The 13,124-nt window shown below is 62.1% G+C and carries 10 protein-coding genes; 1 reads left to right on the top strand and 9 read right to left on the bottom strand.

Annotation, left to right across the window (positions count from 1 at the left end; all coding sequences use genetic code 11):
- The first annotated feature begins 171 nt into the window (after window positions 1–171).
- On the top strand, window positions 172–1,668 hold the full coding sequence (locus tag AB4N80_RS10980; RefSeq protein WP_122566553.1) for a sensor domain-containing diguanylate cyclase: 1,497 nt from the start codon (window positions 172–174) through the stop codon (window positions 1,666–1,668).
- A gap of 954 nt (window positions 1,669–2,622) precedes the next feature.
- Here AB4N80_RS10980 and lpxC read toward each other — a convergent pair.
- The 9 genes from lpxC to murD all read right to left on the bottom strand — a co-directional run bounded on the left by lpxC (window position 2,623) and on the right by murD (window position 13,119).
- Window positions 2,623–3,534, bottom strand: coding sequence for a UDP-3-O-acyl-N-acetylglucosamine deacetylase (gene lpxC / locus AB4N80_RS10975; RefSeq protein ID WP_003178240.1), 912 nt, complete (start codon window positions 3,532–3,534; stop codon window positions 2,623–2,625).
- A 112-nt stretch (window positions 3,535–3,646) separates the two neighbouring features.
- Window positions 3,647–4,840 (bottom strand): cell division protein FtsZ, encoded by a 1,194-nt coding sequence (gene ftsZ / locus AB4N80_RS10970; RefSeq protein ID WP_003205341.1) that lies wholly within the window; start codon window positions 4,838–4,840, stop codon window positions 3,647–3,649.
- A gap of 98 nt (window positions 4,841–4,938) precedes the next feature.
- Window positions 4,939–6,198, bottom strand: coding sequence for a cell division protein FtsA (gene ftsA / locus AB4N80_RS10965; RefSeq protein ID WP_003205342.1), 1,260 nt, complete (start codon window positions 6,196–6,198; stop codon window positions 4,939–4,941).
- Between the two features lie 15 nt (window positions 6,199–6,213).
- Complete coding sequence (locus AB4N80_RS10960; RefSeq protein ID WP_030139675.1) at window positions 6,214–7,080, bottom strand: cell division protein FtsQ/DivIB; 867 nt, start codon at window positions 7,078–7,080, stop codon at window positions 6,214–6,216.
- A gap of 3 nt (window positions 7,081–7,083) precedes the next feature.
- Entirely contained in the window at window positions 7,084–8,049 is a 966-nt protein-coding gene (locus AB4N80_RS10955; RefSeq protein ID WP_122567003.1) for a D-alanine--D-alanine ligase, read from the bottom strand.
- Window positions 8,046–9,506: a UDP-N-acetylmuramate--L-alanine ligase gene (gene murC / locus AB4N80_RS10950; protein WP_460081959.1), complete on the bottom strand. Its 1,461-nt coding sequence runs from the start codon at window positions 9,504–9,506 to the stop codon at window positions 8,046–8,048. Before murC ends, AB4N80_RS10955 begins: the two co-directional genes overlap by 4 nt.
- Window positions 9,499–10,569, bottom strand: coding sequence for an undecaprenyldiphospho-muramoylpentapeptide beta-N-acetylglucosaminyltransferase (gene murG, locus AB4N80_RS10945; protein WP_122567005.1), 1,071 nt, complete (start codon window positions 10,567–10,569; stop codon window positions 9,499–9,501). The genes murC and murG overlap by 8 nt, the downstream gene beginning before the upstream one ends.
- Complete coding sequence (gene ftsW, locus AB4N80_RS10940; protein ID WP_122567006.1) at window positions 10,559–11,776, bottom strand: putative lipid II flippase FtsW; 1,218 nt, start codon at window positions 11,774–11,776, stop codon at window positions 10,559–10,561. The genes murG and ftsW overlap by 11 nt, the downstream gene beginning before the upstream one ends.
- Window positions 11,773–13,119, bottom strand: coding sequence for a UDP-N-acetylmuramoyl-L-alanine--D-glutamate ligase (murD, locus tag AB4N80_RS10935; RefSeq protein WP_460081954.1), 1,347 nt, complete (start codon window positions 13,117–13,119; stop codon window positions 11,773–11,775). The genes ftsW and murD overlap by 4 nt, the downstream gene beginning before the upstream one ends.
- Window positions 13,120–13,124 lie beyond the last annotated feature (5 nt).

Here is a 13,124-nt window from a genome sequence, read left to right as displayed (position 1 = left end):
CCGTCCGAACGCGACCCGGGCTTTCATCAATTACCGGGTTATTGCGCAAACACTGATTGCCCGCACTCATTGATCCAAGCACAATCAGCAAAAGGCCAGCATCTGGTGCATTGCCGGTTTGCAATCCTTGGGGACGGATCCCAGCCACATGACAATGCAGACATCGGAACCATGAGCGCGCGCAGTGCGACACCCGGCAACACCCCGCCTTCGATACGTTCGGAACGGGTACTCGTACTGGCCAGCTCGCTGGTTGTCATTGCCATCCTAAGCATCGTGACGTTCCTGTTGATCCGCGAACATGCCGCCGCACAACAGGCAGCGACACGTGCGGCGACCAATATCGTGCAACTGATTGACGCCGATGTGCTGCGTAACGTGGAGCTCTACGATCTGTCGCTACAAGGTTTGGCCGCCGCCGCTAAACGCGACGACCTGAAAGACGTTTCGCCGGCGATTCGCCATCTGGCGCTGTTCGACCGCGCCACCGCCGTTCCCTACAAAGGCGACATCCTGCTTCTGGACAAGCACGGCGATGTGATCGCCGACTCCGCCTCGGTCGAACCGCGCAAAGGCAATTACGCCGACCGGGAATATTTCCAGTCTCATGTCCAGGACCCGAGCCCGGGCATGATGATCAGTCGTCCGTTCCGTTCCAGGAGTGCCACCCACGATTGGCGCATCAGCTTCAGCTATCGACTGAGCGACGAACGGGGCGAGTTCATGGGCGTCGCCGAGGCAGCGATGCGGTTGAACTACTTCAACCAATTATTCAAAAGCCTGAACATCGGACATGGCGGGACGGTTAATCTGGTCAGCAGCAAAGGCATTCTATTGGCCCAAGAGCCGCCCTTGGCTGACGATATGATAGGCAGGGACTTCAGCAACCGACCGAACTTCGTACGAATCCTGCGCGAAGGCAACGGCAGCTTCACCAGCGTATCTGGCCAAGATCAAAAAACGCGCCTGTACACCTTTTCCCAGGTAGGCGACTTACCGCTGATTGTCGTGGTAGCCCTCTCGACCCGGGAGGTTTTTGCCTCCTGGCAACGCACGGCATTGTTGGTCAGCGGCGCCACCGGTGCGCTGTGCATCGGTTTGCTCTGGCTCACCTGGCTGCTGCGCCGCGAATTGCGCCGCCGCTACAGAGCTGAACGGGAATTGGCCCAACTGGCGTCCGTCGACGCTCTCACAGGCCTGGCCAACCGACGAACACTGGACGAGACATTGCAACAGGAATGGCTACGTGCCCAACGTTCGGGCCAACCGTTGTCTGTGCTGATGATCGATGCCGATCACTTCAAGGCGTTCAACGATCGTCATGGTCATCAACAGGGTGACGAGGCCCTGCGCACCTTGGCGCAATTGATCGGCCAACATGTCCGCCGTCCCGCCGACCTGGCGGCGCGCTATGGCGGTGAAGAGTTCTCGGTGGTGCTGCCGGAGACCACCACCGCTGGCGCCTTCACCATGGCCCAGCATATTCGCGACGCGGTTGAACAACTGCCACCGATGTCGGAGGGGGGAGCGCCCATGACGGTGAGTATTGGCATCGCTACTTGGACTCAGGGACCGTACAGCGAACTCAAACAACTCTTGTTCGCTGCGGACAAGGCGCTGTACCAGGCCAAGGCCAGCGGGCGCAATCGGGTGGTTTGTGCGATGTGATGCCCGTCTTGTTGCTGTAGGGCGCTCTGTGTATATCCGTTTCTGCGGTAACGGCCACTTAGGGTCCGCCCTTACGGCGGGTCACTTTTGAAGAGCCCGGAAGCCGGCCCAGTCAAAAGTAACCAAAACACTTCTGCCCCACCACTTGGTGCCTCGCCTAGGCTCGGCATGCCTGAACGAAGGCATTGCTCCGTGGGCCGCCGCGAAGGCGGAGTGTCAGTTTGCGGTGATGTTGGATGTGGCGGCCTTTTCGCGAGCAAGCTCGCTCCCACAGTGGTTTTGTGTTGGACTTAAATTTCGTGGCTGTTGAATATCGAAATGTGGGAGCGAGCTTGCTCGCGATGGCGGTGGTTTAGTCACAGGGTGTTGGGCTTGCTGGCCTCATCGCGAGCAAGCTCGCTCCCACAGTGGTTTTGTGTTGGACTTAAATTTCGTGGCTGTTGAATATCGAAATGTGGGAGCGAGCTTGCTCGCGATGGCGGTGGTTCAGTCACAGGGATGTTGGGCTTGCCGGCCTCATCGCGAGCAAGCTCGCTCCCACAGGAGAAACGCGGTCCTCATCAAGAATCAGGTCGGCTATAAGGCCGCCTCGCGGTGGACGTTGATCTCGGACGCCCCGTTAACCACGATGGCCGAACGCAGGCATTGTGGAGTGGGCATCCCGGCATGGATGCCGGGATAGCCGCGCTGGGCCATGGATGGCCCTTCGCGGCGGGCCCACGGAGCAATGCCGGAGTGAGGGCACACCGAGCCTAGGCGAGGTGCCGAGTGGTGGGGCAAAAGCGCTTTGGTTACTTTTGACTGGGCCGGCTTCCGGGCTTTTCGAAAGTGACCCGCTGTAAGAGCGGAACCATAAGCCGCCGTTACGCAAAAAACGGATATACACACCAACCAAGCACCCATAAAAAAAGGCCACCCAAAGGCAGCCCTTAAAAAACTAGAGAGGTTTTTTGCTTACACAGCCGCAACAGGGCGCATGTAAGAGATTGGTGCGGTGCTGGCGTCTTCGAACGTCACGACTTCCCAAGCATCTTTCTGCTCAATCAACTTGCGCAGCAGCTGGTTGTTCAGTGCGTGGCCGGACTTGAAGCCCTTGAACTCACCAATCAGGCTATTGCCCAGCAGGTAGAGGTCGCCGATTGCATCGAGGATCTTGTGCTTGACGAATTCGTCTTCATAACGAAGACCGTCTTCGTTCAATACACCATCGGAATCGACCACGATCGCATTTTCAACACTGCCGCCGAGTGCGAGGTTGTGCTTGCGCAGGTACTCGATATCACTCATGAAACCAAAGGTACGGGCGCGGCTGACTTCTTTTACGAACGAAGTGCTGGAAAAATCCACGCTTGCACTCTGGGTGCGGTCACGGAAAACCGGGTGATCGAAATCGATCTCGAAGCTCACCTTGAAACCTTCGAAAGGGACGAAAGTGGCGCGCTTGTCGCCGTCTTCCACTGTCACTTCCCGCAGGATGCGGATGAACTTCTTGGCTGCGTCCTGCTCTTCCAGGCCAGCCGATTGAATCAGGAATACGAAGGGTCCGGCACTGCCATCCATGATCGGGACTTCGGACGCGGAGAGCTCGACGTAGGCGTTATCGATGCCCAGGCCAGCCATGGCCGAGAGCAAATGCTCCACCGTATCCACTTTGGTGTCACCGTTGACCAGTGTGGTCGACATAGTGGTTTCACCAACGTTTTCCGCGCGAGCAGGAATCTGCACCACAGGGTCGAGGTCGGCACGACAAAACACAATGCCGGTATCGATAGGCGCGGGCTTGAGGGTCAGGTAGACCTTCTCGCCGGAGTGCAAGCCGACACCTGTGGCACGGATAATATTCTTCAGGGTGCGTTGTTTAATCATGGCATGGGCCGCTTCAGCGCAAATTGCGAACTGGTATCAACAAAGGCTGGCGATGATAGCAGACCAGACCTTTGCTGAACACCAATCACCCGTATCCCCCTGATACATTTCATCAATCGGCCTGACGACGCAGGAAAGCCGGGATGTCCAAGTAATCCAGATCGTCTTGCGGATTCATCTTCGCGGCAGTCGCAGTACCGGCCTGGGCCTGGTTGCGCATGACGGTCGGACGGTCCAGGTCACGGTAGTTCACCGCAGGCGCTTCCTGACGCGAAGCCACTTGTTGTTGCGGTTGCGAAGCCATGGAAGTGTGAACGGTGTTGTCGATGACCTTCACAGGCTTCTCGATTTTCGCGCCCAGGCCCGTGGCAACCACGGTCACGTGCAACTCGTCGCGCATGTCCGGATCGATAACGGTACCGACCTTGACCATCGCGTGCTCGGAAGCGAAGGCTTCGATGATGCTACCCACGTCGGAGTACTCACCCAGGGACAGGTCAGGACCGGCGGTGATGTTCACCAGGATGCCGCGTGCACCTTGCAGGTTCACGTCTTCGAGCAACGGGTTGCGGATGGCCGCTTCGGTGGCCTCGCGTGCACGGTTCGGACCGCTGGCGCAGCCAGTGCCCATCATCGCCATGCCCATTTCGCTCATGACAGTCCGTACGTCGGCAAAGTCGACGTTGATCATGCCCGGACGCTTGATGATGTCGGAGATACCGCGAACGGCACCGGCCAGTACATCGTCAGCCTTGGCGAAAGCCGACAGCAGGCTTGCGTCTTTACCCAGGATGGTCAGCAGCTTCTCGTTAGGAATGGTGATCAACGAGTCAACGCTTTCAGACAGCAGACGGATACCTTCGTCGGCGATCTGCATACGCTTGCGGCCTTCGAACGGGAACGGACGAGTCACCACCGCAACGGTGAGGATCCCCATTTCCTTGGCCACTTCGGCAATGATTGGCGCCGCACCGGTACCGGTACCGCCGCCCATGCCCGTGGTGATGAACACCATGTTGGTGCCTTGCAGGACTTCAGCAATGCGCTCACGGTCTTCGAGAGCGGCCTGACGACCGACTTCCGGGTTGGCGCCGGCGCCCAGGCCTTTGGTTACGCCAGTGCCCAATTGCAGGATGGTCCGCGCGCCGATGGATTTCAGCGCCTGGGCATCAGTGTTGGCGCAGATGAATTCAACGCCTTCAATGTTGCTCTTGACCATGTGGTTGACAGCGTTGCCGCCGCCACCGCCGACACCGATTACTTTGATAACCGGGCTAGCGGGGATGTTGTCTACGAGTTCGAACATTTTCCCTCTCCTTTCATTCTCTAGTTTTTTCGCCTACTGCGTTTGCTGCGTCTTCCAGCGCCAAGCCTGAAACCTGCCGCGTGAAGCTTTGAAACTGTTTAGAAGTTGCCTTTGACCCAAGCCTGGAGCCGCTCGAACAGCGGTGCCTTCGGCTCGTCGCTGCTGTAGCTGTCGCGGCTGCCAATCCCCGAAAACGAGATCCCGTCGGACTGTTTCTGCAGGCCGTACATCAACAGGCCTACGCCGGTGGAATAGATCGGGTTGCGGACCACGTCATCCAGGCCCTTGACGCCATGGGGCACGCCCAGGCGCACCGGCATGTGGAAAATCTCTTCGGCCAGCTCGACCGCGCCTTCCATCTTCGACGTACCGCCCGTCAGCACGATGCCGGCCGGGATCAGGTCTTCGTAGCCACTGCGACGCAGCTCGGCCTGGATCAGCGTGAACAGTTCGTCGTAGCGCGGCTCGACCACTTCGGCCAGGGCCTGGCGCGACAGTTCGCGCGGTGGACGGTCGCCGACGCTCGGCACCTTGATGGTTTCACCGGCACCGGCCAGCTTCGCCAGGGCACAGGCGTAACGGATCTTGATTTCCTCGGCGTACTGGGTCGGGGTGCGCAACGCCATGGCGATGTCGTTGGTCACCTGGTCACCGGCAATCGGGATCACCGCCGTGTGGCGGATCGCGCCTTCAGTGAAGATCGCGATGTCGGTGGTACCGCCGCCGATGTCTACCAGGCACACGCCCAGTTCTTTCTCGTCGTCGGTCAGCACCGAGTAGGCCGAGGCCAGTTGCTCGAGGATGATGTCGTCGATTTCCAGACCGCAGCGGCGCACGCACTTCTCGATGTTCTGCGCGGCGTTCACCGCACAGGTCACCACGTGGACCTTGGCTTCCAGGCGCACGCCGGACATGCCCAGGGGCTCACGCACGCCTTCCTGGTTATCGATCACGTAATCCTGTGGCAGGGTGTGCAGCACACGCTGGTCGGCCGGGATCGCCACGGCCTGGGCCGCGTCGAGGACGCGCTCCAGGTCGGCGGAGCTGACTTCGCGATCACGGATCGCCACGATGCCGTGGGAGTTCAAACTGCGGATGTGATTGCCCGCCACGCCGACGAACGCCGAGTGAATCCGGCAACCGGCCATCAGCTGCGCCTCTTCGATGGCGCGCTGGATCGATTGCACCGTGGACTCGATGTTCACCACCACGCCTTTTTTCAAGCCGCGGGACGGGTGTGTACCGATCCCGACGATGACCAGCGTGCCGTCGTCCGCGACTTCGCCTACCAGCGCCACCACCTTGGAAGTGCCGATATCGAGACCGACGATCATTTTCCCGCTTTGCACGTTTGCCATGGGTCCTGCCTCTTCTTAATTCTTCGCGACGGCGGGTACGGCCGTCGTCGGCGCTACAGGTTCCCGCCAGCCAACAGCCAGGCCGTTGGCGTAGCGCAGATCGATGCGCGCAATGTTCGTAATCTGTTCTTTGAGCGTCTTGTCATAGATGGCGATGAAGCGGCGCATCTTTTCCACCAGGTTGCCGCGCCCGAGCAACAGCTCGATGCCCGGCCCCGAGCTGCCCGCGCCAGTGGTCAGGAACCAACTGCCGCGCTCACGCAATTCCAGGCGCGCGATGGAGAAGCCCAACGGCCGCAACATCTGGCTCAACACCTGGTACTGCTGCATCACTTGCTGCTGGGCCCGCTGTGGACCGAACAGTTGTGGCAAATGTTCATAGTTGGCCAGTTCTCGCGGCGTAAACGCCTGGCCCTGGTTGTTCAACAGCGACTCGTCGCCCCAACGGGCCACCGGCAGTTGTTCTTCCAGGCGTATCGACACCTGGTCGGGCCACACCCGCCGGACTTCGGCGTGAGCGATCCAGGGCATCTGCTCCAGCTCCGTGCGCATGCCCGCCAGGTCGATGGTGAAAAAGCTCGACGCGACGAACGGGGCGATCCGTTGCTGCACCGCCTGCTGGCTGATGTAGCTCAGGTCGCCCTGGACGTTGATCCGGGCGATCGGCCGGTCGGCATAAGGCAGCAACCGCTGCGCGCCTTCATAAGTGCCGAACCCCAACGCCACCAGCAGCACCGGCCAGAACAGGCTCTTGAGAAAACCAAAATTGGCTTTCGGCAAGCGCGCCGACATCGGCTCTTTGGCCACCATTCGGCTGGCACCCCGCGGCACCGGCTTGCGACCGGGTGCGGATGGCTGATGACGAAGCGATGCGCCTTGCATGGCTTAACCTCTTGGCTCTTGATGGCCGACACTGGCGGCCAGGATCGACAGCACCAGTTGCTGGAAATCCAGACCGGCGGCACGGGCCGCCATGGGCACCAGGCTGTGATCGGTCATGCCAGGGGCGGTATTGACTTCCAGGAACCAGAACTGCCCATCGGCGTCCTGCATCACGTCTGCCCGGCCCCAACCGGCGATACCCAGCGCCTCACAGGCCTTGGCCGTGAGGTCCATCAGTTCTTTTTCCTTGGCAGCGTCCAGCCCGCAGGGAATGCGGTACTGGGTATCGTTGGCGATGTACTTGGCGTCGTAGTCGTAGAACGTGTGGGGCGTGCCCAGCGCAATCGGGGGCAACACCTGGTCACGCAGGGTGGCGATGGTGAACTCGGGACCGGTGATCCATTGTTCGACCAACACTTGCGAATCGTAGGAACTGGCGTCTTTCCATGCCGCGGTCAACTCAGGCAGCGAAGTCACTTTCGCCATGCCGATACTTGAACCTTCATGGGCCGGTTTGACGATCAAAGGGAAGCCCAGTTCCGTGGCCGCCGAAATACAATCGGCCTCGGACGCCAGCACGGCGTGACGCGGCGTCGGAATGCCAAGGCTGTGCCAGACCTGCTTGGTGCGCAGCTTGTCCATCGCCAGGGCGGATGCCAGGATGCCGCTGCCGGTGTAGGGAATCCCCAGGCATTCGAGCAGGCCTTGCATGCTGCCGTCTTCACCGCCACGGCCGTGGAGGATGATGAACGCGCGGTCGATCTTTTCGCTCAGCAGGCGCTGCAGGAAATCGTCGCCCACGTCGATGCCGAAGGCGTCGACGCCGGCGCTTTGCAAGGCTTGCAGCACGGCATTGCCGGACTTGAGGGACACCTCGCGCTCGGCGCTCTTGCCACCGAACAGCACGGCCACGCGGCCGAAGGCTTTCGGATCGAGGGTCGAAACCAGGTTGGCGTAGGCAGCAGTCATTTCAGTTTCCCCTCGCTGGAGGCCACGATTGCTCCGGCGAATAACGGACTATTCAACAGTTTCGGGGCCAGGCCACCGATGTCACCGGCACCCTGGCACAGCAGGATGTCGCCGGCGCGCAGCAGCGGCTTGACCAACGGCGCGAGGTCCACGCCGCGTTCGATGTAGATCGGGTCCAACTGGCCGCGTTGACGAATGCTGTGGCACAGCTGGCGGCTGTCGGCCCCCGGGATCGGTTCTTCACCGGCCGGGTAGACTTCCATCAGCAGCAGCACGTTGGCGTCGGCCAACACTTGGACGAAATCGTCATACAGGTCGCGGGTGCGGCTATAGCGGTGCGGCTGGTAGACCATCACCAGGCGCCGCTCCGGCCAGCCACCGCGCACGGCCTTGATCACCGCCGCGACTTCGGTCGGGTGATGGCCGTAGTCGTCCACCAGCATCACGTTGCCGCCGTCCACCGGCAGTTCGCCGTAGACCTGGAAGCGTCGGCCCACACCCTGGAACCCAGACAGGCCCTGGACGATGGCTTCATCGCTGACACCTTCGTCGGTGGCGATGCAGATGGTGGCCAAGGCATTGAGCACGTTGTGGTTGCCGGGCATGTTCACCGACACGTCCAACGGCTCGCGATCAGGGCGCAACACAGTGAAGAACGTCTGCATGCCCTGCTGGCGCACGTTGATGGCGCGCACGTCGGCGTCTTCGCCAAAGCCGTAGGTCACGGTCGGACGCTTGATCAGCGGCAGGATTTCACGCACCACCGGGTCGTCCAGGCACACCACCGCCAGACCGTAGAACGGCAGGTTGTGCAGGAACTCGACGAAGGTTTTCTTCAGTTTGTTGAAGTCACCGTCGTAGGTCGCCATGTGGTCGGCGTCGATGTTGGTCACCACGGCCACCAGCGGTTGCAGGTGCAGGAAGCTCGCATCGCTCTCGTCGGCTTCGGCGATCAGGTAGCGGCTGGTGCCCAGCTGGGCATTGGTGCCCGCGGCATTCAGACGACCGCCGATCACGAAGGTCGGGTCCAGGCCACCGGCAGCGAACACCGAAGCGATCAGGCTGGTGGTGGTGGTCTTGCCGTGGGTACCGGCAACGGCGATGCCGTGGCGATAGCGCATCAGCTCGGCGAGCATCTCGGCCCGTGGCACCACGGGAATACGGCGCTCCAGGGCGGTGGCGACTTCCGGGTTGGAGGTGTTAACGGCGCTGGAAACCACCAGCACGTCGGCATCGGCAGCGTTTTCGGCACGGTGGCCGATAAATATCTGCGCACCGAAGGACTCCAGGCGCTCGGTGACCGGGGAAGCCTTCAGGTCGGAACCCGAGACCTGGTAACCCAGGTTCAGCAACACCTCGGCGATCCCGCACATACCCACGCCGCCGATACCGACGAAGTGGATGCGGCGGATACGGCGCATTTCCGGTTGCGGCATGGCTTTGCGATTCTCAACCATGAGCCACCTCCAGGCAGGTATCGACCACTTGGGCCGTGGCATCGGGTTTGGCCAGGCGGCGTGCGGCGCGGGCCATGTCTTCAAGTCGTTGCGGCTGCATCAAAACCTCTGTCAGGCGGGCGGCAAGATCCGCGGCGCCAGTCGTTCTTTGCGGCATCAGGAAGGCAGCGCCTTCACGGGCCAAATAATCGGCGTTACGGGTCTGGTGATCGTCGATGGCGTGGGGCAAAGGCACCAGCATCGAGGGCAGACCGGCGGCAGCCAGTTCACTGATGGTCAGCGCGCCTGCGCGGCAGACCACCAGGTCGGCCCAGCCATAGGCTTGGGCCATGTCTTTGATGAAAGGCTGCACTTGCGCCTCGACGCCGGCGGCGCGGTAGCGCTCGGCGGTCACTTCATCGTGGTGCTTGCCGGCCTGGTGAAACACTTCCGGGCGCAGTTCGGGGGCGACCTGCGACAGGGCTTCGGGCAGCAATTTATTCAACGGTTCTGCTCCCAGGCTTCCGCCCAGGACCAGCAAACGCGCTTTGCGTCCGGCCAGGGCCGGGCGCGGTGTTTCGAGGAACAGCTCGGTACGCACCGGGTTACCGGTGGTGCGGCGGCTGCCCGACAGGGTAAAGGTGTCGGGAAAAGCTTCACAGACCCGGGCGGCCAACGGCACCAGTAACCGATTGGCGGTACCGGCCACGGCGTTCTGCTCGTGGACGATCACCGGCACACCGGCCAATTTCGCCGCAATACCGCCAGGGCCGGTCACATAACCACCGAACCCGACCACGCACACCGGGCGCAACCGACGGATGATCGCCCGCGCCTGCCAGACCGATTTGAGCAGCATCAACGGCGCCTTGAGCAACGACAACTTGCCCTTGCCCCGCAGGCCGCTGGCGTCGATCCGGTGCAGCTCCAGGCCCGCACCCGGCACCAGTTCGTTCTCGATGCCCCGCGGCGTCCCCAGCCAGTGCACGGTGTAGCCGCGCGCCTGGAATTCCCGGGCACAAGCCAGCGCCGGGAACACGTGCCCGCCGGTACCGCCGGCCATGATCAGCACGTTAGCGCCCATGAGTCGGCTCCTCGGCGAAGTCGCTCTCCTGGAATTCCATCTCTTCGCTGCCCAGGTGGGTTCGACTCTCCCATTCGATGCGCAGCAACAGGCCGAGACAGGCGCAGCAGATCACCAGGGAGCTGCCGCCATAACTGAGGAACGGCAGCGTCAGACCCTTGGTCGGCAACAGGCCGACGTTCACGCCGATGTTGATCAGGAACTGGCCGATCCACAGGAACGACAAGCCATACGCCACGTAGGCGGCGAAAAACTGCTTGGCCTTTTCGGCCCACAAGCCGATGTACATGCCGCGCACGCAGACGAACACGAACAGGGCAACGGTGCACAGGGAACCCACCACGCCCAGTTCTTCGGCCAAGACCGAGAACACGAAGTCGGTATGGGCTTCCGGCAGGTAGAACTGTTTCTGCACGCTGTTGCCCAGGCCGACGCCCAGCCATTCGCCGCGGCCGAAGGCGATCAGGGCCTGGGTCAACTGATAGCCGGAACCGAACTGGTCGGCCCACGGGTCGGTAAAGGTGATCAGGCGCGCCATCCGATACGGTTGCGCCTGTACCAGCACCGTCACCGCGCCGACCGCCAGCGCCACCATCAGGGTGAACCGGAAAAGCCCGACGCCGCCCAGGAACAGCATCGCCGCCGCCGCGCCCATCATCACCACCGTGGCGCCGAAGTCCGGCTCCATCAGCAGCAGGCCCGCCATCGGCAGCAACACGATGAACGGCTTGAAGAAACCCATCCAGCTCTCACGCACTTCCTTCTGGCGACGCACCAGGTAACCGGCGAGGTAGATCACCACGAAGACCTTGGCGATCTCCGAAGGCTGGACGTTGAAGAAACTGAAGCCGATCCAGCGCATGGAACCGTTGACCTCGCGGCCGATTCCCGGCACCAGCACCATCACCAACAGGCCAAAGGCACCGAGCAGCATCAGCCAGCCCAGGCGTTGCCAGGTGGCGATCGGCACCATCATGGTGACGATGCACGCGCCCAGGCCGATCACCAGGTAAATGAGGTGGCGGATCATGTGGTAAAGCGTGTTGCCCGACTGCACGGCGGCCACTTCCGACGACGCGGAGGTAATCATCACCAGGCCCAGGCCCAGCAAGGCCAGGCAACCGGCGAGCATCGGGAAATCCAGGTCGATGCCGCGGCCGGTGATCAGCGGCGACGGGTACGGCTTGATGATATTCATCAGGCTCATGCCAAGTCCTCCGCGGCCCGGGCGAACAACTGCCCTCGCTCTTCATAGTTCTTGAACATGTCGAAACTGGCGCAGGCCGGTGACAACAGCACCGCATCGCCCGGTTGCGCGAGGGCGCGGCACTGCTGCACCGCCTCGTCCAGCGAACCGACGCGAACCAGCGGCACGGCATCGCCGAGGGCCTGGGCAATCAATTCGCGGTCGCGGCCCATCAGCACCACGGCACGGCAGTTGGCCGCCACGGGGTCGCGCAGATCTTTGAAGTCGGCGCCCTTGCCGTCGCCGCCGGCGATCAGCACAAGCTTGCCTTCGATATCCGCCCCCAGCCCTTCGATGGCCGCCAGCGCGGCACCGACGTTGGTGGCCTTGGAGTCGTTGTACCAGGCCACGCCATCGAGGTCGCGCACCCACTGGCAGCGGTGCTCAAGACCGGCAAACGTGCGCAGGGCCGACAGCATGGCGTCGAACGGCAGGCCGACCGCATGGCCCAGGGCCAACGCGGCCAGGGCATTGGCCTGGTTATGGGCGCCACGAACCTTCAGTTCACGCACCGGCATCAGGTTCTGGAATTCGAAGGCCAGGTATTTCTCGCCATTCTCTTCGCGCAAGCCGAAGCCTTTGAAATCCGGCACGCCCAGGCCGAAGGACCAGCACGGCATGCCCTCGCCCAGCAACGGACGGGTCAACGCATCCTGGCGGTTGAACACCACTTGCCGCGCGCCACGGAAGATCCGGTGCTTGGCCAGGTGATACGCCGGCAGGCCGCTGTAGCGGTCCATGTGGTCTTCGCTGATGTTGAGCACGGTGGCCACTTCGGCGCCCAGGTGGTCGGTGGTTTCCAGCTGGAAGCTCGACAGTTCCATCACGTACAGCTCGACGTCGTCGCTGAGCAGGTCCAGCGCCGGGGTGCCGAGGTTGCCCCCCACGGCGACGCGCTTGCCGGCCGCCGCGGCCATCTCGCCCACCAGGGTGGTGACAGTGCTCTTGGCGTTGGAGCCGCTGATGGCAATGATCGGCGCCTTGGCGTTACGCGCGAACAGCTCGATGTCACCGGACAGTTTCACGCCACGGGCCGCGGCAGCCTGCAGGGCCGGAGTCGCCAGGGCCAGGCCGGGGCTCACGTAGAGCTCATCGGCGCGGCACAGGAACTCGACGTCCAGCTCGCCACAACGCACGTCCACCTGGGGATAGTCACGGCGCAGCGTGGCCAGCTCAGGCGGATTTTCCCGCGTATCGGCCACGGCAAACGACACGCCCCGGTTCGCCAGGAAGCGAACCAGGGACATGCCGCTCTTGCCGAGGCCGACAACGATGCGGAAGTGGTCAGAAGCGATCAGGGACACTCGTT

This window comes from Pseudomonas sp. H3_A02 (assembly GCF_054671965.1).
The sequence above is the reverse complement of the archived record's forward strand: the minus strand, read 5'-3'. Positions and strand labels throughout refer to the sequence as shown.

Excerpts from the sequence above, each read along its gene's own strand:
- ftsW (WP_122567006.1), bottom strand. The coding sequence starts at position 11,776 with ATGAGCCTGATGAATATCATCAAGCCGTACCCGTCGCCGCTGATCACC.
- ftsA (WP_003205342.1), bottom strand. The coding sequence starts at position 6,198 with ATGGCAAACGTGCAAAGCGGGAAAATGATCGTCGGTCTCGATATCGGC.
- ftsZ (WP_003205341.1), bottom strand. The coding sequence starts at position 4,840 with ATGTTCGAACTCGTAGACAACATCCCCGCTAGCCCGGTTATCAAAGTA.
- AB4N80_RS10955 (WP_122567003.1), bottom strand. The coding sequence starts at position 8,049 with ATGACTGCTGCCTACGCCAACCTGGTTTCGACCCTCGATCCGAAAGCC.
- lpxC (WP_003178240.1), bottom strand. The coding sequence starts at position 3,534 with ATGATTAAACAACGCACCCTGAAGAATATTATCCGTGCCACAGGTGTC.
- AB4N80_RS10980 (WP_122566553.1), top strand. The coding sequence starts at position 172 with ATGAGCGCGCGCAGTGCGACACCCGGCAACACCCCGCCTTCGATACGT.
- murC (WP_460081959.1), bottom strand. The coding sequence starts at position 9,506 with ATGGTTGAGAATCGCAAAGCCATGCCGCAACCGGAAATGCGCCGTATC.
- murG (WP_122567005.1), bottom strand. The coding sequence starts at position 10,569 with ATGGGCGCTAACGTGCTGATCATGGCCGGCGGTACCGGCGGGCACGTG.
- AB4N80_RS10960 (WP_030139675.1), bottom strand. The coding sequence starts at position 7,080 with ATGCAAGGCGCATCGCTTCGTCATCAGCCATCCGCACCCGGTCGCAAG.